The following is a 21,339-nucleotide window of genomic DNA, read 5'->3' as shown; positions in this document are numbered from 1 at the left end:
AGGCGGCGATTCCATGCGTAACCCAGGTGGTTTTCCAGCCGCCGGCGGCGCCATGGGCGCGGCGATCCGCGCCCACGACTGGTCCAGTTCGGCGCTCGGCCCGGTCGACGGCTGGTCACCGATCCTGCGCACCAGTATCAACATCGTGCTGGACTCGGCCTTTCCCAGTTTTCTGGTGTGGGGACCGGACCAGATCCTGCTCTACAACGACGCCTATGCCGAGATCCTGTGCGCCAAGCATCCTGCGGCGCTGGGGAAGACCTTCCGCGCCGTCTGGCACGAGATCTGGGACGTGCTCAATCCGCTGGTGGAGCGGACGCTGACGGGCGGCGAATCGTACAAGATGAGCGACATCTCGCTCGTCATGCAGCGCAAGGGTTATGCCGAGCACACCTGGTTCACCTTTTCCTATGGGCCGGTGCGCGACGATATGGGCAGCATCCTCGGCCTGCTGTGCAACTGCATCGAGACCACCGATGCGGTACTCGGCCAGCGCCGCCAGGCGGCCGACGCGGCCGCGCTGCGTGAACACGAATCGGCGTCGCGCGAGGACGCCGAACGGGTGCAGCTGGCGCTGGCCGCGGGCGCGATCATCGGCACCTGGTTCTGGCACCTGCCGACCGACCGCTTCACCGTCGACGAAGCCTTCGCGCGCGCGTTCGGCCTCGACCCGGCCATCGGCCGCACCGGCCTCTCCCTGGCCCAGATCGTGGCCACGGTCCACCCCGACGACCAGGCCGGGCTGGCGCAGGCGATCAACACGGTCATCGCGCGTGGCGGCCACTACGCCCACCAGTACCGGGTACGGCGGGCCGACGGCCGCTATTACTGGATCGAGGCCAATGGCCGGGTCGACCTGGCGCCCGACGGGACCGGTCTCCTGTTCCCCGGCGTGCTGATCGACGTCGAGGGCCGGCGCGCGGTAGAGGCCGAGCGCGACCAGGCGATCCTCAAGCTGCGCGCGCTGAACGAAGAGCTCGAGCAGAAAGTCGTGGCCCAGGCGCGGGCGCGCGGGCGCACATGGCAGCTCAGCCCGGACATCCTGGGCGTGCTCAATGCCGACGGCGTCATGGAGACCTCGAACCCGGCCTGGCAAGCCACCCTGGGCTGGACCGACGAAGAGATCGCCGGCACGCCTTTCCTCGACTTCATCCATCCGGATGACCGCGCTTCGACCGAGATCGTCTGGCGCGATGCGCTGGACCACGGCATCCGGGCGCTGCGCTTCGAGAACCGCTGCCGGCACCAGGCTGGCGGCTGGCGCTGGCTGTCATGGGTGGCGGTGCCGGATGACGGCAGGGTGTACTGTTCGGCGCGCGATATCACGATCGAGCGCGAGCGCCAGGCCGAGCTGGAACGGGCGCACGAACAGCTGCGCCATTCACAGAAGATGGAAGCGGTCGGCCAGCTTACCGGCGGCCTGGCGCATGATTTCAACAATCTGCTGGCCGGCATCTCGGGCAGCCTGGACATGGCGAAACTGCGCCTCAGGCAGGGCCGCGCGGACGAGATCGACCGCTATGTCGCGGTCGCCCAGGGGGCAACCAGGCGGGCGGCCGGGCTGACCCACCGCCTGCTGGCGTTCTCGCGGCGCCAGACGCTGGCGCCCAAGGCCACCTGCGTCAATTCCATGGTCGACGGCATGCTCGACATGATCCGGCGCACGGTGGGTCCTGGCGTCAGGGTGGAACCCGACTACAGCGGGGTGCCCTGGACGGCGCTGGTCGACCAGTCCCAGCTCGAGAACGCGCTGCTGAACCTGTGCATCAACGCGCGCGACGCCATGCCGGAGGGCGGACGCATCGTGATCGCCACGGCCAACCGCATGCTCGATGCGCAAGCGGCGCGCGGTCACGAACTGCCGCCCGGCGACTATCTCGCCTTGTCGGTCGCCGACAGCGGCGCCGGCATGACGCCCGACGTGCTGGCCAAGGCCTTCGATCCCTTCTTCACCACCAAGCCGCTGGGGCAGGGCACGGGGCTGGGGCTGTCGATGATCTATGGTTTCGCCAAGCAGTCAGGCGGACAGGTGGCCATCGAATCGGAAGTCGGGCAGGGCACCACGGTCGCCATCTTCCTGCCGCGCCATCGCGGCGCGCCGGACACCCTGGACGCGGCACCGGCGGCCGATGCCGCGCCACCCGCTGGCCGGGGAGAAACGATCCTGGTAGTCGACGACGAACCCAGCGTGCGCATGCTGGTGGTCGACCTGCTCGAGGAACTCGGTTACACGGTGCTCGAGGCCGAGGACGGCGCCGGCGGACTGGCGCTGCTGCAATCGACCGCCCGTATCGACCTGCTGATCTCCGACGTCGGCTTGCCCGGCATGATGAACGGGCGCCAGATGGCAGATGCGGCGCGCGTCGGTCGTCCCGAACTGAAGGTGCTGTTCATCACCGGCTATGCCGAAACCGCCTTGCTCGACCATGGCCAGTTGGGGCAAGGGATGTCGGTGCTGACCAAGCCGTTCTCGATCGATGCGATGGCGCAGCGGGTGCGCAAACTGGTCGCGCGCCAGGCCTAGGCGGCGCCCGGCCAGGTCGACAGCGCCTGCTCGACCACCGCATCGAGCATGTCGCGCCCGAAACCGGCCTTGGCCTGGATCGCCATGCCATGCAGCAGGGCCATGATGTAGGCGGCCAGCGCTGCCGGCCGGGCCGCGGCGGGCAGGTCGCCCTCGGCCTGCGCACGCTCGAAGCGCTCGCGCAACCGGGTCTCGCCCAGTGCGCGAAAACCGATCAGCGCCTGGCGCACCGGCTCCGACTCGTCCGAGCCGGCCACCGCGCCATTGATGCCGAGGCAGCCGGTGCGGTCGGGATAGCGGGTATTCAGGTCGACCGAGCTGTACAGGATGTGGGCGGCCACTTCACGCGAGGTCGGCTTGGCCAGCGCTTCCGGAATATGCGTCATGAAACGCTCGTCGTAGCGCTCCAGCACCCGCTTGAACAGCGCTTCCTTGTTGCCGAAGGCCGAATACAGGGCCGGCCGCTCGACTCCGGCGGCCTCGGTCAGATCGGCGTACGACGTGCCTTCGTAGCCCTTGCGCCAGAACACACAGAGCGCGGCATCGAGCACCTGTTCCACATCGTATTCGCGATGGCGACCCATCAGCGCACCTCCGATTTTTCAATAACGGCCATTACAAAAAATGCTTGACAGTCCATGGACTGATTATATACTCCTCGTTATCGTAACGACCGTTACGTAAAAACCCGTCTTGGAGGAAATGTGTATGTCGAATGGTTTGAAGGGCAAGGTCGCACTGGTGACCGGCGGATCGCGGGGCCTGGGGGCAGTCATCGCCGCGGCGCTCGCCGCTGAAGGCGCCGATGTGGCGATCAGCTATGTAGCGTCGAAAGACAAGGCCGAAGCCGTGGTCGAACAGCTCAGGGCGAAGGGCGTGCGCGCGATCGCGCTGCGCAGCGACCAGGCCGACCTCACCGCCGCCGGGCCGCTGGTCGACGCCGTCGTGGCGCACTTCGGGCGGCTCGACATCCTCGTCAATAACGCCGCGGTCGTCGCCAAGGGCCAGCAGGTCGACGATCCCGCGCTCGACACCGCCAGCCTCGATCACCAGTGGCAGGTCAACGTCATGGGGGCGGTGGCAACCACGCGCGCGGCGGCACCCAGGCTGTCCGAGGGTGGCCGCATCATCTTCATCGGCTCGCGCAACGGCACCCTGGCCATGATACCCGGCGTGGCCGACTACGCCGGCACCAAGGCCGCGCTGATCGGCTACGCCAAGGGCATCGCCCGCGATCTCGGGCCGCGCAACATCACCGTCAACGTGGTCCAGCCCGGCGCCATGCCGACCGACATGATGGTGGAGGCCCTGGGCAGCACGACCGCGCCCGAGGCCTTCCTCGACGCGCACCCCATCCGCCGCATCGCCACGCTGGAAGAAGTGGCGGCGCTGGTCAACTTCCTCGCCGGTCCAAACGGCGGCTACATCACCGGCGGCGTCATCGACGTGGCCGGGGGCCTCGGCATCTGACATTGACCAGGAAACGACATGAGCACATATTTCGGAGCACACACGACCGCCGATGAGGTATTGGCCGGGGTCGATCTCAAGGGCAAGCGCTTCCTGGTCACCGGCGCATCGTCGGGTATCGGGCGCGAGACGGCGCGTGCGCTGGCCGCGCGCGGCGCCGACATCGTCGGCGCGGTCAGGGACGTCGGCCGCGCCGGGACCGCGACCATCCCTGTACGGGACGCTGCGGCGCAGGCGGGAGGCAGCCTGACGCTGGTCGCACTCGACCTGGCCTCGCTGCAGAGCGTGCGCGCCGCCGGCTCCAGCCTGCTGGCCGACGGCCGCCGCTTCGATGCGATCATCGCCAACGCCGGCGTCATGGCGGCGCCGTTCGGGCTGACCGCGGACGGCTTGGAAACGCAGCTGGCGACCAACCATCTCGGCCACTTCGCGCTGCTCACGCAGATCGCACCGCTGCTGGCCGATGGCGGGCGCCTCGTGGTGCTGTCCTCTCAGGCGCACCGGGTGGCCGACGTTGACCTGGATGACCCGAACTTCGAACGCCAGCCGTATGACGCTTTCGTCGCCTATGGCCGCTCGAAGACGGCCAATGCGTTGTTCGCCGTGGAATTCGACCGCCGCCACCGTGCCCGCGGCGTGCGCGCCGCGGCGGTCATGCCGGGCAACAGCATGACCGACCTGCCGCGCCACCTCGCTCCAGAGCTGTTGCAAGGCCTGTTCGACACCGTGGGCAAGGCGCGCAGCGACGCCGGCCTGCCACCACCGGTATTGAAGTCGATCCCGCAAGTGGCGGCGACCTCGGTGTGGGCGGCAACGGTGGCCGACCAGGATGCCATCGGCGGCCAATATCTGGAAGACGTCGCGGTGGCGCCGGTCAACGACCTGCCGAACCCCTTCGCCGATGGGGTGCGCGCCTACGCGCTCGATCCGGAACGCGCCGCGGCACTGTGGGCCAAGAGCGAGGCGTGGATCGCCGGCACGCGCTGAATTACGGTGGCGGCCTGTACCTGCGTTCTGGTGCGTATGGCCGAGACCGCGAAAAGTTGCGTTGCGCGACGCTCAGGCGTTGCGGATCGCGCGCGCGGAGGAGATCGCGGCGATCTCCTCCATGTTCTCGCTGCCCCATGCGCACAGTGGCTGGAGCGTCGTTGCCAGATTCTTTCCGAACGCTGTCAGCGCGTACTCGACATGGGGTGGCACCGTGCGGAAGTCGATACGCCGCACCAGGCCGTCGCATGCCATCTCCTTGAGCTGCTGGCTCAGCATTTTTTCGCTGACATTGCCGACCAGTCTGCGCAGCTCGCTGAAACGCAGCTGGTCGCCATGCATCAGGTGGTAGACGATCAAGAGTTTCCATTTGCCGCTAACAAGGTCGAGCACGGCTTCCATGCCGCAGTTGAAGGGGATGTCTTTCATGCGCCAACCTCCGTTCCTCACACTTACAAAAAAGTACGTACTGGTGTAAATCCTATCATAGCGGCTACCATCCAGGTTACGCGCTCATGCGCCTCTCGAGGAGTAAGCAATGCATCCCAGCGACATCCTGTTCCAGCCGATCACGATCGGCGACGTCGAACTTCCAAACCGCATCGTCATGGCTTCGATGTCCCGCGCCCGGACCGGGAACCCGGAGCATGTCCCCGTCGCGCTCCAGGCCGAGTACTACCGCCAGCGCGCGTCGGCGGGCCTGGTCCTGAGCGAAGGAACCTGGCCCAGCGAGGAAGCGATCGGCGCCGTCCACGTGCCGGGCCTGTTCAACGAGCAGCAGGCCGAAGGCTGGAAGCGGGTCACCGAGGCGGTGCACGCCGCCGGCGGCCGCATCTTCGTGCAACTCGGCCACTGCGGTGCGGCCTCGCATCCGGACCTGCATGGGGGGCGGTTGCCGCTGGCGCCTTCGGCCGTCGGCCTCGAGCAACCGGTATTCACGCCGGGCGGCTTCAAGACCTCTCCCGTCCCGCAGGCGATGACGCTCGCCGATATCGCGCGCACGGTCGGCGATTATGCGCAGGCGACGCGGCTGGCGCGGCAGGCGGGTTTCGATGGCGTCGAGCTGCACGGCATCGTCGGCTACCTGATCCCCGAGTTCCTGAACGAGACGTTCAATCTGCGCGACGACCGCTACGGCGGCAGCATCGCGAACCGCGCCCGGTTCGTACTCGAGGTGCTCGAAGCGATGATCGGCGCCTGGAGCGCCGGCCGCATCGGCCTCAAGCTCAGTCCGGGCGTGGGCCTCGGCAAGCTGCAGCCGACCGCGCAGACGCTGCCGACCTACGCCTACCTGGTGGCGCAGGTGTCGACGCTGAAGCTGGCCTACCTGCAGCTCTACCATCCGGCCGGCGACCTGGCCGGCACGCCGGTCGCGGCGCTCGCGAATGGCACGGCCGCTTATTTCCGCCAGTTCTACGACGGCGCGATCATGGCCAATGGTGGCTTGACGCAGGCCTCGGCACGCGCCCTGCTCGAAGCGGGTCACGCCGATCTCGTGTCGTTTGGCGCGCCCTATATCGCCAATCCTGATCTGGTCGAGCGTTTCCGGCGCGGATTGCCCCTCGCGCCGGGCGACCAGGAAACGTATTACCAAGTAGGCGAGCGCGGCTATACCGATTACCCGCGCGCCGCCGTCGAGTGAAACGCTAGTGCCCGCGGCGCTGCACCAGCGCCGTGCCGACGCCGTGGCGCTTGCCTTCGCTGACGGCGGTCACGGTGCCGTCGGGGTTGAATACCAGCGCGTTGGCCGCGCCGATTTCCTCGGCCGGGCTTTCCCAGCGCTGGCCGAAGCTTTCCAGGGCGCGCGCCTGGTCGCTGCCCGCGAAGCCCGGTTCGACCGAGGTCTGGGCCGCGTTGCGCTGGCTGATGCGCGGCGCATCGAGCGCCTGGTCCATCGGCATGCCGAAGTCGACGTGGTTGACGATGGTCTGCAGCACGGTGGTGATGATGGTCGAGCCGCCGGGGCTGCCGATGCTGAAGGCCGGCTTGCCGTCCTTGAGCGCGATGGTGGGCGCCATGCTCGAGCGCGGCCGCTTGCCGGCTTCCGGCACGTTCGGGTGCGGGCCGGAGAAGTCGAAGTCGGTCAGCTCGTTATTGAGCAGGAAGCCGTAGCCCGGCACCACGATCCCGCTGCCACCCCAGGATTCGATGGTGAAGGTATACGACACCACATTGCCGTCCTTGTCCGACACCGTCAGGTGGGTCGTGTGCGCGCTTTCCGGGCCCGGCTTGATCGTGGCGGCCGGCTGCGCCCGCAAGGGGATGCTGGGATCGTTCTGGTAACGGTAGGGATCGCCCGCCGCCACCGGCCCCGGCGCCGCCTGGCGCCGGTCGATCAGCGCGCGCCGCTCGGCGGCATACTGTTTCGACAGCAGGCCGGTTAGCGGCGCATCGACGTACTCGGGGTCGGCCAGATAGGCGTTGCGGTCGGCGAAGGCCAGGCGGCTCGCTTCGATATACAGGTGCTCGGCCTGGGCGCGCGGCAGCGACTTCAGGTCGTAGCCCTCGAGGATGTTGAGCGCATGCGCCACGGTGGGACCGCCGCTGCTCGGCAGGGGCATGCCGACCAGTTCGTAGCCGCGATAGCTGCTGCGCAGGGCGGGGCGGATCCGCGCCTCGTAGTTGGCCAGGTCGGCCAGCGTCATGGCGCCGGGCCGTACCTGGTAGCCCTTGGCCACCGGCGGCCGGTTCACGCTGTCGACGATGGCGCGCGCGATCGGCCCTTCGTAGAACGCCTTCACGCCGCCCTGCGCGATCTCGCGGTAGGCGCGCGCCATGCCGGGGTTGCGCAGCAGCGTGCCTTCGGGCAGCGCCTTGCCCTGGTGTAGATACAGCGCGCTCGTGGGCGCGAACTGGCGGAATTTACCCACGTTCCGGCCCACCAGCCGGCTGAAGTTGGCGTTGACGCGGAAACCCTTGTCGGCCACCGCGATCGCCGGCGCCAGCACCTGCGAAAAGCGCATGCTGCCATAGCGCGCGAGTGCCTCGTGCCAGCCGCGCACCGTACCCGGCACGCCGACTGCCGCGCCGCTGGCGACCGCGGTCCCGAAGTCGAGCGGCTTGCCGTCGGGCTGGAACAGCTGCGGCCCGACCCTGGCCGGCGCCGTCTCGCGGTGGTCGATCGTGATCGCGCGTTTTTCGTTGGCCAGGTAGATGACCATGAAACCGCCGCCGCCGATGCCGCAGCTGAAAGGATCGGTGACGCCCAGCGTGGCGGCCGCGGCCACCGCGGCGTCGATCGCATTGCCGCCCTGGTTCAGGATCGCCAGCGCCGCCTGCGAAGCCTGGGCGCTGATGGTGGCGACGGCGCCGCCGGTGCCGGTCGCGACCGGCGCGGCAGTGGCGCCCTGGACAATGATGGTCAGGGCCAGGCCGCATGCCAGTGCGGCCCGCCGTGGCGATTCGGGCGGCCGCATCAGCGGCCGTACATATTGAAGACCACCGGATACGCGGCGGGCTTCGTCTCGGCCATGCCGCGCGGCTGCGGCATGAACGAAGGATCGAGCTCGATGCGCGCGCCGCGCAGGGCGGGCGAGGTATAGCCCGGCTTGCCCTGCACCAGCCAGAAACCCTGGGCCACGTTATTGATGCGCAGCGTGAAGCGGTAGGCGAGCTGGCCGGCCCACATGCAGCGCGCGTTGTCGGGGCAGCGGCTGTCGTCGGCGCCTTCGTACGTGAGGCTCAGGCGCTGGTCGACCGGCTGCGGCGGCAGGGCCAGGGTCTGGCGCTCGCTCAGCGTGTACTGGGCGTCGGGCAGGCGGTCTTGCGTGGCGCAGGCGGAAAGCAGGCCGGCGGCGGCGATGGAGAGGACGCAGGGCAGGGTGCGCATCGGTGTCATCCAGGGTTTGACGAGGAAACCCATGATAGCAAAACCGCAAGGGAGCGGTCGCGTGACAGCGAAAAGACAAGCCATGGTCAAGTCATAAACAGGTCATATTCGGCAGCTATTCTTTTCCTGCAGTCCAAAACATACCCCTTAACCAAAGTTAGGAATAACAATGTTCAAGAAGATCCTCGCCGGCGCTGCCGCCACGCTCGTGATGACGACCTCGTTCGCCGCCGACATTACCGGCGCGGGCGCTACGTTCCCGTACCCGATCTACGCCAAGTGGGCCGAAAGCTACAAAGCCGCCACCGGCACCGGCCTGAACTACCAGTCGGTCGGCTCGGGCGCCGGCATCAAGCAGATCAAGGCGAAGACCGTGGACTTCGGCGCATCGGACATGCCGCTGAAAGCGGAAGAACTGGACAAGGAAGGGCTGATGCAGTTCCCGGCCATCATGGGCGGCGTGGTCGCCGTGGTCAACGTCGACGGCGTGACCCCAGGCCAGCTGAAGATGACCGGTCCGCTGCTGGCCGATATCTACATGGGCAAGATCACCAAGTGGAACGCCCCCGAGATCGCCGCGCTGAATCCAGGCGTGAAACTGCCGGCGCTCGATGTCACCGTCGTGCACCGCGCCGACAGCTCGGGCACCTCGTTCCTGTTCACCGACTTCCTGGCCAAGACCAGCCCGTCGTGGAAAGAGTCGATCGGTTCGGGCACCACCGTCAAGTGGGCCGTGGGCGTGGGCGGCAAGGGCAATGAAGGCGTCGCCGCCAACGTGCAGCGTATCAAGGGCGCGATCGGCTACGTCGAGTGGGCCTACGCCAAGAAGAACAAGCTGTCGCACACCATGCTGCGCAACAAGGAAGGCGTCGACCTGCAACCGTCGGACGACGTGTTCAAGGCCGCTGCCGCCAACGCCGAGTGGGCCCGCGCTCCAGGCTTCGGCGTGGTGCTGACCGACGGCGCCGGCAAGCAGAGCTGGCCGATCACCGGCGTATCGTACATCCTGATGCACAAGACCCAGGCCGACGCCAACAAAGGCCAGGAAGTCGTGAAGTTCTTCGACTGGTCGTTCAAGAACGGCGCGCCGGCAGCGGCCGAACTGGACTACGTCCCGATGCCGGCCAGCGTCGTCAAGCAAGTACAGGACGCATGGAAAGCCAACCTGAAGGATGCTTCGGGCAAGGCCATCATGTAATACGCCGCACGGCAACCAGTCCGGCAGCCACGCTGCCGGATGTTCGTTGGTGCGGTCGCGGGCATCGCGGCCGCAACGATGCAGCACCTCTCTTTTTGGGCATCCCATGACAACGGCGAACACGATCGTCCTGGTGATCGACGACAAGCCGGCCATTGCCGAACTGCTCAAGTTCTCGCTGCACGAGGACGAGTGGGTCTGGCATAACGTACCGAGCCTGGCGCTAGCCTGGGACTTCATCGGGCGCGAGCGTCCTGAGCTCCTGCTGCAGGAATCGATGCTGCGCCACGAAGGCGGCATGCGCCTGCTGGCGCGCCTGCGCGGCGACCGCCGCCTGCGCGAGCAGCCGGTCATCCTGCTGGCGGCCGACTGCGCGGACGGCGAACGTCCCGCGAGCCTTCCGGCCCCGGTACCCCATCCCGAATTCATTCCCCAGGCGCCGGTCGACCGGGCGCGCGAACTGTCGCCCGAATCGCGCCTGCTGCGCTCGGGCCGCCTGGTGCTCGATCCGCTCAGCTGCAGTGTCAAGGTCGGCAACCACAAGGTCGAGGTCAGGCATGCCGAATACCGGCTGTTGCGCTTCCTGCTGTGCCATCCGGGCCAGGTGTTTTCGCGCAGCCAGCTGCTCGAACAGCTGTGGGAAGCGCACGAATCGCTCGATCAGCGCACCGTGGACGTGCATGTGCTGCGCCTGCGCAAGGCGCTGGGACGCGCCAAGTCGCTGATCAAGACCGTGCGCGGCGCCGGCTACATGCTGTCGCCGACCTGATCGTCCCAGGCAACGTCGCAGGGTCAGCGTGGATGGCGGCGCCGGCCACGCTGCGGGATCATCGCAGGCCCAGGTCCCTTTGAGGTTGGCGCTGTTCGCGATAGTTATGCGAACCTTTCCGATTCGCGCCGGTCTCAGCCACTGTCGAGTTAACTCATCAGGTGGCAATGATGCAAGGCTTGGTCTTCGAAGAAGTATTTGCCGCGCTGACCTCGCTGCACCTGCATACCGACGAGGTGGCCAGGCTGCGCGCCTGGATCGCGGCCATTGCCCACCCTGGCGCGTGCCTGCACCTCGTCGCCCAGGCGGCGGGCACACCATGCTGTCCGCATTGCCAGTGTCCGCGTGTCCATCGCTGCGGTGCGGCCAGCGGCTTGCAGCGCTGGCGCTGCCTGGCGTGCCGGCGCAGCTTCAATGCGCTGACGAACACGCCGCTGGCGCGCCTGCGCAAGAAGGCCGCCTGGCTACCGTACCTGCAATGCGTGCTCGATTCGTGCACGGTCCGCGCAGCAGCCGAGCTCGTCGGCGTGCACCGCAGCACCAGCTTCCGCTGGCGCCACCGTTTCGTGCCGGGGGCGGCGCGCAAGCGTCCAGATCGTCTTGAGGGCATGGTCGAGGCGGACGAAACCTTTATGCTCGAATCGCAGAAGGGCTCGCGCCACCTGACGCGTCCCGCGCGGCGGCGCGGCGGCGTGGCGACGCGGCGCGGCATCAGCCGCGAACACGAGTGCCTGCTCGTCGCACGCGACCGGGGCCGGCGGACACTGGACTTTCATACTGGCCGCGGGCCGGTCAGTGCCGTGAAACTCATCGCCTGCCTGCGGCCGGTGCTGGCGCCGGACGCGGTGTTGATCAGCGATTCGGCGGCCGCTTACCGGGTCTTCGCCGACCATGCCGGGGTCGCACACGAGGCCGTCAATCTGCGCGCCGGGGTCAAGGCCCGCGGCGCGATCCACCTCAATAACGTCAATGGCTGGCATGCCCGCTTCAAGAACTGGCTGAAACGTTTCAATGGCATCGCGAGTCGCTACCTGGTGAACTATTCAGGCTGGCAGCGCTTTCTGGATGACGGCGCTTTGCGTACGCCAGCGCAATTGCTGGTCGCAATCATCCAGTGCGCAACGTGCCGTCGGAAAGAAACGAATTAACGCGCACAGCGCCTTGAGGTTTTTCCATGTCACGCCGGTGACATGTTTGCTCACTAGACTGGCGGCAATTTCTCTTCTTCCGTCAGCAGCATGAGCAAACCTCCCGGCCTTGGCCCCTACCCGGACCCGTCGCGCAGCAGCCGCTTCCTGGTCCTGCTCTGGCCATTGCTGGCGCTGGCGCTGTGCAGCGCGCTATGGGTCGCGACCCTGGTGCGGGTGGAGGCCGAGCAGGCGCAGGTCGCCAGCCAGGCGCGCAAGGAAGTGGCCGCCTATGCCGAAGCCTACGAGCAGTACATCACGCGCTCGGTGGCCCAGATGGACCAGATCACGATGCAACTGAAGTTCAGCTGGGAAAGCGCGCGCGAAGCCGACCTGCTGGACCAGATGCGGCGCGACGGCATGTTCACCGACAGCGCCTTCCACGTGGTGGCCATCCTCGACCGCGCCGGCCTGGTGCGCTCCAGCACGCGCGCGGGCCTCCTTGGCGCCGACCTGTCGGCCGGCCCTTATTTCAGGCGGCACCGCGACAGCAACTCGACCGCGCTGCGGGTCGGCACCGCGCCGGCCCATCTCAGCGCGGCCGACGACGTGGTGCTGTTCACGCGCCGGCTCGAGACCGGCGACGAGGAATTCGACGGCGTGGTGCTGATGGCGGTCGACGCCCGCTACTTCACGTCCTTTATCAGCCCGGCCACGGTCGGCGCGGGCGGCATCGTGGCGCTGGCCGGCAGCGAAGGCCGGCTGCGGGTAGAGCAGCGCAGCACCGGCGAGTCGTTCGTGGACGCGGTGGCGCTGCCGCGCCGCGGCGGCGCCTGGTCGGGAGGGCAGGGCGTGCGCCTGGTCGAGGGCGCGGACGGCTTCGTCGACGGCCAGGCGCGCGTGCTTGGCTGGCGCCAGTCGTCCGCCTATCCGCTGGTGGCCCTGGTCGGCCTGCCGCAGACCGAGGCGCAGGCCTCCAACAATGCCTACTGGATCGACAGCCGCGACCGCGCGATCGCGGCTACCTTGTGCCTGCTGCTGCTGGGTGCGGTCGGGGCGGTGCTGGCGCGCCGCGCCGTGGCGCGCGACAAGGAACAGGACGAGGTGCGGCGCGCCTACCGCACCGCCACCGAGAGCGGCAACGACGGCTTCTACATGGCCGCGGCCGAGCGCGCGCGCGACGGCCAGATCGTGGATTTCCGCATCGTCGACTGCAACGAGCGCGGCGCCTTCTTCTATGGCATGACGCGCGATCAACTGGTCGGATCGCGCCTGGCCGAAATCGACAGCGGCCTGTTTGGCGAACAATTGCTGGCGACCTACCGCAAGGCGATGAACAGTGGCTTCCATGAAGACGAGCGCAAGATGCCGGGCGATAACCGGCTCAATATCGGCTGGGGCCGGCGGCGCCTGGTCCGGGTCGGCAACGGCCTGGCGGTGACCCTGCAGGACATCAGCGAGAGAAAAGCGCACGAAGCGCAGCTCGAGCGCCTGGCCAACGAGGATTCCCTGACCGGCCTGGCCACCCGCCACGCCTTCCTCGAACGCATGCCGGCCATGCTGGCCCAGGCGCAGGGAGCGAACGGCGGCGCCGCGCTGCTGTTCATCGACCTGGACGAATTCAAGCACGTGAACGATACGCACGGCCACGCCAGCGGCGACCAATTGCTGAAAGCCGCCGCCGGCCGCCTGCTGTCGCTGCTGCGTCCGAGCGACTTGGTGGCGCGTTTCGGCGGCGACGAATTCGTGGTCTTGTTGAGTCCCTGCGACGGCGAGCGCATGGCCGCCTCGGTGGCGGCGCGCATCGTCGAGTCCTTCGCGGTGCCGTTCCTGATCGGCGACGAACTGCATGCGGTGGGTTCCTCGATCGGCGTCAGCCTGTACCCGCGCGACGGCCTGGACGCCGAAACCCTGGTCAGGCACAGCGATATCGCGATGTACGCCGGCAAGAACGAGGGCAAGGGACAATACCGTTTCTTCGATCCGTCCCTGTCGTCGACCCTGAACTCCAGGGCGCGCCTGAAGCAGCACCTGCTCGAAGCGCTCGAAGCCGACCAGTTCGTGCTGTACTACCAGCCGCGGGTGGACGCGCGCAGCGGAGAATTGCTGAGCATGGAAGCGCTGGTACGCTGGCGCCATCCGACCCTGGGCATGGTGGCGCCGGGCGAATTCATCCCGCTGGCCGAGGCCACCGGCCTGATCGTGCGCATCGGCGAGGCCGTGATCGACAAGGCCTGCGCCCAGCTGGCCGCCTGGCGCGAGGCGGGCGTGGCGCTGGTGCCGGTGTCGATCAACGTCTCGCCCAAGCAGTTCCTGCGCGGCGGCGTGCAGCGACAGTTGAGCGCGGCGTTGCTCAGGCACGCGGTTCCGGCCAGCCTGATCGAGGTCGAGATCACCGAATCGGCGATGATGGGCGACCAGGACGACATCCTGGCCGAGCTGGCGGCCCTGCGCGCGCTGGGCGTGAAACTGCATGTCGACGATTTCGGCACCGGCTACTCGTCGCTGTCGCAACTGCAGCGCCTCAAGATGGACGTGTTGAAGGTCGACCGCGCCTTCACCACCGAGCTGGCAAACTCGAAGGAAGGCAAGGTGTTCTTCCAGGCCATCGTGTCGATGGCGCATGCGCTGGGCATGTCGGTGGTGGCCGAGGGCGTCGAGACCGAGGAACAGCTGGCCATCCTGCGCAACCTCGATTGCAACGAGGTGCAGGGCTACTACATCGCGCGTCCGGTACCGGCCGATGAGATGGCGGTGATGATGGTGCGGCGCTACCTGCTGGATGCCGGGGTGGAGGTGCAGCAGGACTGAACGATGCGTACCCGGGGCGCGGCCCTGGACGCGCCCCATGCCCCCGGGTGAAACGGTCAGTCGAGGTCCGAGGCGTCGTGCCGCTCGTGCACCTGGTCGGCTTCCGGCCCGAATGAACGATTGACCTTGCGCCCGCGGATGACGGCCGGCCGCGCGGCGATCTCGTCGGCCCAGCGTTTCACGTGCTTGTATTCGTGCACCGACAGGAATTCGCCCGCGTCATACAGCTGGCCCAGCACCAGGCCGCCATACCAGGGCCAGATCGCCATGTCGGCGATCGTGTAGTCCTCGCCCGCGACGAAACGCCTGTCGGCCAGGTGACGGTCGAGCACGTCGAGCTGGCGCTTGGCTTCCATCGCATAGCGGTCGATCGGGTACTGCAGCTTTTCCGGGGCGTAGGCATAGAAGTGGCCGAAACCGCCGCCCACGAAGGGCGCCGATCCCATCTGCCAGAACAGCCAGTTCATGGTTTCCGCGCGCGCCACGCCGTGCTGCGGCAGGAAGGCGCCGAATTTCTCGGCCAGGTAGACCAGGATCGAACCGGATTCGAACACGCGCACCGGCTGCGCGCCACTGCGGTCGACCAGGGCCGGAATCTTTGAATTGGGGTTGGCCTCGACGAAGCCGCTCGAGAACTGCATGCCCTCGCTGATCTTGATCAGCCAGGCATCGTACTCGGCGCCGGCGTGACCGGCCGCCAGCAGCTCTTCCAGCAGAATCGTCACCTTCACGCCATTCGGCGTGGCCAGCGAATACAGCTGCAGCGGATGTTTGCCGACCGGGAGCTCCTTGTCGTGGGTCGGGCCGGCGACCGGGCGGTTGATGCTGGCGAAGGCGCCGCCCGAGGAAGCCGGGGGCGTCCAGACTTTGGGTGGGACGTAGGATGCTTGGTCAGCCATGGGTTCTCCTCGGAACTGGTCAAAGAATTCATTCTAGCCAAAGGGAGAAAAACGCGTCGGCGCAAAGGGAGAAAAAGGCGTCGACGCCGCCCGATATGCCCGCGGCCCGAGGGGGCGGGAACGGGATGCCTTGACCTTCCGGATGAGCGCGCCATACTATAGTCGACCCCGGTCGCATTTTCGCGGTCGTTGGGCCGACGATCTACCGTCCACGATGTCCACGCTTCCCGCTTCCGCGCCGCGCAAGCCGCGCCTGATCCTGTTCGTCGGCTTCCCCGGCATGTGCATGCTCGATATCGCCGGTCCGCAGACGGTGTTCTGGTGCGCCTCGAAAGCGATGGAGGAGCGCGGCCTGCCGGGCTATGTGCGGCACACCGTCAGCCTCGGGGGCGGCCTGGTGCAGACCCTCGAAGGCGTTGGCATGCAGACCGAGCGTCTGGACGATTTTTCGCCCTGTGAGGTCGATACCGTGGTCGTGCCCGGTGCGGCCGACATCGTCACCGCCGTCAGGGAGCAGCATGCGCTGGTCGCCTGGCTGCGCCGGCATGCGGGCCAGACGCGCCGTATGTGCTCGGTGTGCACCGGCGCCTTCGTGCTCGCCGCCGCCGGCCTGCTCGACGGCAAGCGCGCCGCTACCCATTGGCTGACCTACGACTTGCTGCGCGCCACCTATCCGCGGGTCGAGGTCGACCGCGAAGCGATCTTCGTGCAGCATGGCGACACCTGGACTTCGGGCGGCGTCACGGCCGGCATCGACCTGGCGCTGCCCATGGTCGAGGAAGATTGCGGGCGCGAGGTCGCGCTGGCCATCGCGCGCGAACTGGTTGTGTTTCTCAAGCGGCCCAGCGGCCAGTCCCAGCTCAGCTGGATGTTGCAGGCCCAGGCCGGCGACGGTCCGCTGTTCGACGACCTGCATATGTGGATCCTGGCCAATCTCGAACAGCCCGACCTGAGCGTCGATGTGCTGGCCGCGCGCATGCGCATGAGCCCGCGCAACTTCAGCCGGGTGTACAAGGACAAGACCGGACAGACCCCGGCCAGGGCGGTCGAGCGCTTCCGCCTCGAGGCGGCCTGCAGGCTGCTGGAGGATTCGGAGCGCCACGTCGACCAGATCGCGCTGCTGTGCGGCTTCGGCGACGAAGGACGCATGCGCAAGACGTTCCAGCGCCACCTGCACGCTTCGCCAACCGCCTACCGGCAGCGGCTAGTGGCGGGCGGCCTGGCGCCGGTCTTCAGCGCGCCCCCTGGGCCCTGAGCCAGTCGTCGACCTTCACCGTGCCCAGGCGCGCTCCCGGGCCTGGCACCAGCGTATCGTCCTGCAGCAGCGCGCCAAAGTAGCGGGCCTGCGGATCGGCCACGACCTGGCGCCGGTCGCCCGTGCATTGCAGGTAATGCTGGACCAGGTCGGCCAGCCGCACCCGCTCGGGACCGGCGATTTCGACTACCCCATTGTGCGGCGCACCGAGCGTGTAGTCGGCCATGGCCAGCGCCACGTCGCCCGATGAGATGGCCTGGATATTCGCCGGCGACAGGCGGATCGCCTCGCCCTGTGTGCCGGACGCCGCGATCCCGCCCAGGAACTCGAAGAACTGTGTCGACTGCACGATGGTATAGGGCAGGCCGGATGCGCGGATCAGCGCTTCTTGCGCGATCTTGCCGCGGAAGTAGCCGCTTTCTGCCAGCCGGTCGGTGCCGACCACCGACAGCGCGACGTGGTGCTTGATCCCGGCCGCTTTCGCTGCCGCCAGCAGGTTGTGGCCGGAGGTCGTGAAGAAGTCCATCACCGCGTCGTCGGCGAACGAGGGCGAGTTGGCCACGTCCACCACGATGTCCGCGCCGGCCAGCGCCTCGGCCAGGCCCTTGCCGCTCATGGTGTCGACGCCAGTGTTCGGGGAGGCGGCCACGGCGTCGTGGCCACGCTGCTTGAGGATGGCGACCAGCTTGCTGCCGATCAGGCCGGTGCCGCCGATGACGATGATGTTCATGATGTCCTTTCGAGTCCCAGTGCGGCTGGGGGCCGTGTGCGACGATGCGCCGCCGGTATCGAGTGTAGGAGCGCGCCCGGGGCGGCGGTAGCCCCATCGGTGGCGGCACGGTGGTGCACGGCAGGCACCAATCGTCAGCGCACCAGCGCCACCACGCAGACGATGCCCTGGCGCGCCATCTTGGCGTAGGGACAGATGCGTTCGGTGCTGCGGATGAGTTCCTCGGCGGTCGCGCGCGGCAGCCGCGGCAGGTCGATGCGGATCTCGGCCATCAGGGTGTACAGGCCGTCGACCGGGTCGCGGCCGAAGGTCACCGCGGCGTCGACGGTGGCGTCCTCGAGCGCAATACCGGCGCGCGTGGCCAGCAGCTTGAGCGCGCCGTGGAAGCAGGCGGCGAAGCCGGCGGCGAACAGCTGCTCCGGATTGGTGCCGCCGCCGGGGCCGCCCAGCGCGGCCGGCAGGCGCAGGGCGAGTTCGAGGTTGCCGTCGTCCGAACGGGCGATGCCGGACGCGCGTCCGTGCCCGGCCTCGCCGCCGCTGACCCGTACCGTGGTCGAGTACAGCGGGTGGAAATCGCTGCCGACGTATTTGTCGAGCAGGGTAATGGGTGGGGGCGCCAGCCTCTGTTTTGTCAACGCAGTCTCCTGGAGTGGTTTGGCCCAGTGTAGAAAGACGCCGCGCCGGCTGCTAGCGCCGCGCTGGTCACCGTCATGTTGCCCTCGGCGCAACAATGGCGCGCCCGGCGCCCTTGCCGGCGCGCGTCAGTTCGTGAAGCTGTCCAGGCAGTGCAGGTCGAGTGCGCGGATGCGCGGCGTGATGTAGTCGATGAAGACGCGGGTGCGCAGTGGCAGGTGGTGCCGGCTCAGGTAGCAGATGTAGTGGCCGCCGTCGTCCGGCGCATGCTGGGGCAGGCAGGCGACCAGGCGCCCCGCGCGCAGGTGCTCGCACACCTGGTAGCCGGCCATCTGCGCCAGCCCGGCGCCGTCGAGCACGGCCTGGAGCACCAGCTCGGCGTCGTTGAAGCTGTGGTTCGCCGCGGGCAGCAGCGCGCGGCGGCGGCCGTTTTCCTTGAATTCCCATTCGCACACCTGGCCCGAGGGCAAGCGCAGGTTGACGCAGCGGTGGCGCGCCAGGTCGCCCAGCGTGAGCGGCAGGCCATGGACGCCGGCGTAGGCGGGCGCGGCGCAGACCAGCATCTGCATCGGGATCAGCTGGCGCGCCACCAGTTGGCTGTCGTCCAGGCGGCCGTTGCGAAACGACACGTCGATGCGGTCGGCGATGAAGTCGAGCGGGCTGTCGTCGAGGATCAGGTCGAGCCGGATATCCGGGTAGCTGGCATTGAAGCCGCGCAGCAGCGGCGCCACGATCTTGCGGCCGAAGTCGCTCGCCGCGTGCAGGCGCAGCTGGCCGCGCGGCACGCCGTGGCGCAGCTCGCGCATTTCTTCCACCGATTGTACGATCCGTTCGACGCCCGGCTTGCAGTTGGCATAGAACAGTTCGCCCTCGCTGGTGAGCGAGGTGCTGCGCGTGGTGCGCAGGAACAGGCGGGTATCGAGCTGCGCTTCGAGTTTCTGAACGCTGCGGCTGACGGCGGAGCGGCCGATGCCGAGCCGTTCGGCGGCCCTGGCGAACGAGCCTTCGTGGACCACGGCGATGAAGGCGAGCACGCCGGCATAGGTGGTGGAAAAGCTCGAGGCCAGCCCGTCCATTCCGGGTGCGGCCGGCAGCGCCGGCATGGCGGTTGGTGACTGCTTGACGAATTCACCGATCGCGAAGCGTTCGTTCTTCATGGCTTCCTCTCAGTTGCTGCCTAGTTGCTGCTCAGTTGCAGATGTGGCTGTGTTCTTTCTCCATGTTAGTTGTGCTTGATCTTTTTCGTAAATGACAAATAGCAGCCGAATCCCGCCAAGGCATGATGTGCGGCGACCGACGACGATTGTTGCGTTCGAGGCAGCAGTCTGGATACCGGCCGGCGCCTGTCATGGAAGCAGGCCGCACCCTACACTGGACAGCATATTCACACCCCATTCAAGGAGAGAACATGTCACGCCTGAGAAAATTCGCCGGCGCCGCCGGCCTGCTGATGACCCTGCCGCTCGCGGCCCCCGTCTGGGCCGCGGCGCTGGATCCGGTCGTCAAGGAGCTGTTCAGCAAGGCGCTGGACGACCATCCCGGCAAGGAAGTCCTGATGATCACCGTCGTGTATCCGCCCGGCGGGGGCGACCCCGTGCACCGCCACGATGCGCACGGCTTCATCTATGTGCTGGAAGGGACGATCGTGATGGGCGTGAAGGGCGGGAAGGAACACACGCTGGGCCCGGGCGAGACCTTCTATGAAAACCCGCGCGACGTGCACACGGTGGGGCGCAATGCGAGCAAGACCAAGCCGGCCAGGTTCCTGGTGTTCTTACTCAAGGACAAGAACAAGCCGTTCTTCATGCCGGTCCACTAGAAAAGCAAAACCCGCCGAAGCGGGTTTTGGGGGAGCGTGACGGACCGGCTTACACGTAAGCCGCCAGCGCGCCTTTCATCTTCTTGAGCGCGGCCGATTCGATCTGGCGGATACGCTCGGCCGACACACTGAACTCTTCGGCCAGCGTGTGCAGGGTCGCGCCCGAACCGTCGTCGTTGGCCAGCCAGCGCGCTTCAATGATGCGGCGCGAACGCGGGTCGAGTTTCGACAGTGCGGTTTCCAGGCCCTCGGAGTGCAGGCGGGTGACCTGCTCGGCCTCGAGCACGCGGGTCGGCTCCTGCTGGTCCGACGACAGGTAGGCGATCGGCGAGAACTTGTCGTCTTCGTCGTCGGTCGGCGATTCCAGCGCGATGTCGCGGCCGGTGAGACGGGTTTCCATCTCGATCACTTCTTCGCGCTTGACACCCAGCAGCTTGGCCAGGTCGTCGACCTGGCCGGGCGACATCGCGTCCAGGCCGGTCTTGTTGCTGCGCAGGTTGAAGAACAGCTTGCGTTGGGCCTTGGTCGTGGCGACCTTTACCAGGCGCCAGTTCTTGAGAATGTATTCATGCATCTCGGCCTTGATCCAGTGCATGGCATACGACACCAGGCGTACGCCCTGGTTCGGATCGAAACGCTTGACCGCCTTCATCAGGCCGATATTGCCTTCCTGGATCAGGTCGGCGTGCGGCAGGCCATAGCCCAGGTAGCCGCGGGCGATCGACACCACCAGGCGCAGGTGGGACAGCACCAGCTTTTGCGCCGCGTCGAGATCGTGGTCGTCGCGCAACCGCTTTGCCAGCGAGACTTCTTCTTCGTGTGTCAGCATCGGCAGGCGGTTGACGGCCGAGATATAGGCGTCGATATTGCCCAGATTGCCGGTGAAACCCAGTCCCAGAGCACGACTGCCGGTCGGAACCAATGCGGATTGTGCGGACATATTCATTTCCCTCGTAGTAATCTTGCTGCATCCATACCGTCAACTGGTGCTTCGTGGCGCCTGTGACGGCTTGCGTTCCGGATGCGTGACTTGAAATTCGATTGCCTTGGACCATATATTAGCACTCCCCCGGGGTGAGTGCCAGAAGTGGTCCGGGCGCTTAAGATTGTCCAAAGTATTGCTCTAGGGAATCGAAATGTCGTCGATTTCACTGTAGAGCAGGACTTGCATGCCCAGTTGACTTGTCTCAAAAGTGAGGCAGGAACGACTGGAAAATAACGTTAGATACAGCTTACGTCCGTCAGGGCACGCACTCTGTTGAATGGCGCACGTAGCCACGGCGCAGCC

19 protein-coding genes are annotated in these 21,339 nt (G+C 67.1%); 10 read left to right on the top strand and 9 right to left on the bottom strand.

What is annotated here, in order from left to right; translation table 11 throughout:
• Nucleotides 1-13: 13 nt before the first annotated feature.
• The gene (locus AC56KW_RS06985; protein WP_497170011.1) at nt 14-2,524 is read left to right on the top strand and encodes a PAS domain-containing hybrid sensor histidine kinase/response regulator family protein; all 2,511 of its coding nucleotides are present in this window, start codon (nt 14-16) and stop codon (nt 2,522-2,524) included.
• On the opposite strand, the gene AC56KW_RS06980 is transcribed toward AC56KW_RS06985, so the two are convergent.
• Nucleotides 2,521-3,108 carry a TetR/AcrR family transcriptional regulator gene (locus AC56KW_RS06980; protein ID WP_497170010.1) on the bottom strand — a complete coding sequence of 196 codons (588 nt, stop codon included), beginning with the start codon at nt 3,106-3,108 and terminating at the stop codon, nt 2,521-2,523. The genes AC56KW_RS06985 and AC56KW_RS06980 overlap by 4 nt on opposite strands.
• 124 nt (nt 3,109-3,232) lie before the next feature.
• Here AC56KW_RS06980 and AC56KW_RS06975 point away from each other — a divergent pair, with 124 nt between their 5' ends.
• Together AC56KW_RS06975 and AC56KW_RS06970 are read left to right on the top strand one after the other, a co-directional pair.
• Complete coding sequence (locus AC56KW_RS06975; protein WP_497170009.1) at nt 3,233-3,994, top strand: SDR family NAD(P)-dependent oxidoreductase; 762 nt, start codon at nt 3,233-3,235, stop codon at nt 3,992-3,994.
• An 18-nt stretch (nt 3,995-4,012) separates the two neighbouring features.
• Nucleotides 4,013-4,981 carry an SDR family NAD(P)-dependent oxidoreductase gene (locus tag AC56KW_RS06970; RefSeq protein ID WP_497170008.1) on the top strand — a complete coding sequence of 323 codons (969 nt, stop codon included), beginning with the start codon at nt 4,013-4,015 and terminating at the stop codon, nt 4,979-4,981.
• A 72-nt stretch (nt 4,982-5,053) separates the two neighbouring features.
• On the opposite strand, the gene AC56KW_RS06965 is transcribed toward AC56KW_RS06970, so the two are convergent.
• Nucleotides 5,054-5,410 carry a winged helix-turn-helix transcriptional regulator gene (locus AC56KW_RS06965; RefSeq protein WP_497170007.1) on the bottom strand — a complete coding sequence of 119 codons (357 nt, stop codon included), beginning with the start codon at nt 5,408-5,410 and terminating at the stop codon, nt 5,054-5,056.
• Nucleotides 5,411-5,519: 109 nt separating this feature from the next.
• Here AC56KW_RS06965 and AC56KW_RS06960 point away from each other — a divergent pair, with 109 nt between their 5' ends.
• Nucleotides 5,520-6,623: an alkene reductase gene (locus AC56KW_RS06960; RefSeq protein WP_497170006.1), complete on the top strand. Its 1,104-nt coding sequence runs from the start codon at nt 5,520-5,522 to the stop codon at nt 6,621-6,623.
• A gap of 4 nt (nt 6,624-6,627) precedes the next feature.
• Here the strand turns inward: AC56KW_RS06960 and ggt are convergent, their stop codons facing one another.
• Nucleotides 6,628-8,397, bottom strand: coding sequence for a gamma-glutamyltransferase (ggt, locus tag AC56KW_RS06955; protein ID WP_497170005.1), 1,770 nt, complete (start codon nt 8,395-8,397; stop codon nt 6,628-6,630).
• Entirely contained in the window at nt 8,397-8,843 is a 447-nt protein-coding gene (locus AC56KW_RS06950) for a hypothetical protein (protein ID WP_497170004.1), read from the bottom strand. Before AC56KW_RS06950 ends, ggt begins: the two co-directional genes overlap by 1 nt.
• A gap of 136 nt (nt 8,844-8,979) precedes the next feature.
• On the opposite strand from AC56KW_RS06950, the gene pstS reads away from it, so the two are divergent.
• The 4 genes from pstS (at nt 8,980) to AC56KW_RS06930 (ending at nt 14,715) form a co-directional block, all read left to right on the top strand.
• A complete protein-coding gene (gene pstS, locus AC56KW_RS06945) occupies nt 8,980-10,008 on the top strand; it encodes a phosphate ABC transporter substrate-binding protein PstS (protein WP_497170003.1) in 1,029 nt (342 codons plus the stop codon).
• Between the two features lie 106 nt (nt 10,009-10,114).
• Nucleotides 10,115-10,777: a winged helix-turn-helix transcriptional regulator gene (locus tag AC56KW_RS06940; protein WP_497170002.1), complete on the top strand. Its 663-nt coding sequence runs from the start codon at nt 10,115-10,117 to the stop codon at nt 10,775-10,777.
• Nucleotides 10,778-10,947: 170 nt separating this feature from the next.
• Entirely contained in the window at nt 10,948-11,925 is a 978-nt protein-coding gene (locus AC56KW_RS06935; RefSeq protein ID WP_497170232.1) for an IS1595 family transposase, read from the top strand.
• Between the two features lie 90 nt (nt 11,926-12,015).
• The gene (locus AC56KW_RS06930; protein ID WP_497170001.1) at nt 12,016-14,715 is read left to right on the top strand and encodes a bifunctional diguanylate cyclase/phosphodiesterase; all 2,700 of its coding nucleotides are present in this window, start codon (nt 12,016-12,018) and stop codon (nt 14,713-14,715) included.
• Nucleotides 14,716-14,771: 56 nt separating this feature from the next.
• Here AC56KW_RS06930 and yghU read toward each other — a convergent pair whose 3' ends face one another.
• Nucleotides 14,772-15,614, bottom strand: coding sequence for a glutathione-dependent disulfide-bond oxidoreductase (gene yghU, locus AC56KW_RS06925; RefSeq protein WP_497170000.1), 843 nt, complete (start codon nt 15,612-15,614; stop codon nt 14,772-14,774).
• A 214-nt stretch (nt 15,615-15,828) separates the two neighbouring features.
• On the opposite strand from yghU, the gene AC56KW_RS06920 reads away from it, so the two are divergent.
• Nucleotides 15,829-16,869 carry a GlxA family transcriptional regulator gene (locus AC56KW_RS06920; RefSeq protein WP_497169999.1) on the top strand — a complete coding sequence of 347 codons (1,041 nt, stop codon included), beginning with the start codon at nt 15,829-15,831 and terminating at the stop codon, nt 16,867-16,869.
• On the opposite strand, the gene AC56KW_RS06915 is transcribed toward AC56KW_RS06920, so the two are convergent.
• From AC56KW_RS06915 to AC56KW_RS06905, 3 genes are all read right to left on the bottom strand, one after another.
• Nucleotides 16,847-17,599 (bottom strand): SDR family oxidoreductase, encoded by a 753-nt coding sequence (locus AC56KW_RS06915; protein WP_497169998.1) that lies wholly within the window; start codon nt 17,597-17,599, stop codon nt 16,847-16,849. The genes AC56KW_RS06920 and AC56KW_RS06915 overlap by 23 nt on opposite strands.
• Before the next feature lie 134 nt (nt 17,600-17,733).
• Nucleotides 17,734-18,234 carry an Ohr family peroxiredoxin gene (locus AC56KW_RS06910; RefSeq protein ID WP_497169997.1) on the bottom strand — a complete coding sequence of 167 codons (501 nt, stop codon included), beginning with the start codon at nt 18,232-18,234 and terminating at the stop codon, nt 17,734-17,736.
• Nucleotides 18,235-18,360: 126 nt separating this feature from the next.
• Nucleotides 18,361-19,335, bottom strand: coding sequence for a LysR family transcriptional regulator (locus AC56KW_RS06905; protein ID WP_497170231.1), 975 nt, complete (start codon nt 19,333-19,335; stop codon nt 18,361-18,363).
• A 305-nt stretch (nt 19,336-19,640) separates the two neighbouring features.
• Between AC56KW_RS06905 and AC56KW_RS06900 the strand changes: the two genes are divergently transcribed.
• Nucleotides 19,641-20,051 carry a cupin domain-containing protein gene (locus AC56KW_RS06900; protein WP_497169996.1) on the top strand — a complete coding sequence of 137 codons (411 nt, stop codon included), beginning with the start codon at nt 19,641-19,643 and terminating at the stop codon, nt 20,049-20,051.
• Between the two features lie 49 nt (nt 20,052-20,100).
• Here AC56KW_RS06900 and rpoH read toward each other — a convergent pair whose 3' ends face one another.
• Nucleotides 20,101-20,991: an RNA polymerase sigma factor RpoH gene (gene rpoH, locus AC56KW_RS06895; RefSeq protein ID WP_497169995.1), complete on the bottom strand. Its 891-nt coding sequence runs from the start codon at nt 20,989-20,991 to the stop codon at nt 20,101-20,103.
• Nucleotides 20,992-21,339: the final 348 nt, after the last annotated feature.

The sequence above is a fragment of the Telluria sp. RT2P19 genome, assembly GCF_059685725.1.
Note: the sequence above shows the minus strand (reverse complement) of the source record. Positions and strands in the feature narration are given on the sequence as shown.

Excerpts from the sequence above, each read along its gene's own strand:
- AC56KW_RS06985 (WP_497170011.1), top strand. The coding sequence starts at position 14 with ATGCGTAACCCAGGTGGTTTTCCAGCCGCCGGCGGCGCCATGGGCGCG.
- AC56KW_RS06980 (WP_497170010.1), bottom strand. The coding sequence starts at position 3,108 with ATGGGTCGCCATCGCGAATACGATGTGGAACAGGTGCTCGATGCCGCG.
- AC56KW_RS06975 (WP_497170009.1), top strand. The coding sequence starts at position 3,233 with ATGTCGAATGGTTTGAAGGGCAAGGTCGCACTGGTGACCGGCGGATCG.
- AC56KW_RS06970 (WP_497170008.1), top strand. The coding sequence starts at position 4,013 with ATGAGCACATATTTCGGAGCACACACGACCGCCGATGAGGTATTGGCC.
- AC56KW_RS06965 (WP_497170007.1), bottom strand. The coding sequence starts at position 5,410 with ATGAAAGACATCCCCTTCAACTGCGGCATGGAAGCCGTGCTCGACCTT.
- AC56KW_RS06960 (WP_497170006.1), top strand. The coding sequence starts at position 5,520 with ATGCATCCCAGCGACATCCTGTTCCAGCCGATCACGATCGGCGACGTC.
- ggt (WP_497170005.1), bottom strand. The coding sequence starts at position 8,397 with ATGCGGCCGCCCGAATCGCCACGGCGGGCCGCACTGGCATGCGGCCTG.
- AC56KW_RS06950 (WP_497170004.1), bottom strand. The coding sequence starts at position 8,843 with ATGGGTTTCCTCGTCAAACCCTGGATGACACCGATGCGCACCCTGCCC.
- pstS (WP_497170003.1), top strand. The coding sequence starts at position 8,980 with ATGTTCAAGAAGATCCTCGCCGGCGCTGCCGCCACGCTCGTGATGACG.
- AC56KW_RS06940 (WP_497170002.1), top strand. The coding sequence starts at position 10,115 with ATGACAACGGCGAACACGATCGTCCTGGTGATCGACGACAAGCCGGCC.
- AC56KW_RS06935 (WP_497170232.1), top strand. The coding sequence starts at position 10,948 with ATGCAAGGCTTGGTCTTCGAAGAAGTATTTGCCGCGCTGACCTCGCTG.
- AC56KW_RS06930 (WP_497170001.1), top strand. The coding sequence starts at position 12,016 with ATGAGCAAACCTCCCGGCCTTGGCCCCTACCCGGACCCGTCGCGCAGC.
- yghU (WP_497170000.1), bottom strand. The coding sequence starts at position 15,614 with ATGGCTGACCAAGCATCCTACGTCCCACCCAAAGTCTGGACGCCCCCG.
- AC56KW_RS06920 (WP_497169999.1), top strand. The coding sequence starts at position 15,829 with ATGTCCACGCTTCCCGCTTCCGCGCCGCGCAAGCCGCGCCTGATCCTG.
- AC56KW_RS06915 (WP_497169998.1), bottom strand. The coding sequence starts at position 17,599 with ATGAACATCATCGTCATCGGCGGCACCGGCCTGATCGGCAGCAAGCTG.
- AC56KW_RS06905 (WP_497170231.1), bottom strand. The coding sequence starts at position 19,335 with ATGCCGGCGCTGCCGGCCGCACCCGGAATGGACGGGCTGGCCTCGAGC.
- AC56KW_RS06900 (WP_497169996.1), top strand. The coding sequence starts at position 19,641 with ATGTCACGCCTGAGAAAATTCGCCGGCGCCGCCGGCCTGCTGATGACC.
- rpoH (WP_497169995.1), bottom strand. The coding sequence starts at position 20,991 with ATGTCCGCACAATCCGCATTGGTTCCGACCGGCAGTCGTGCTCTGGGA.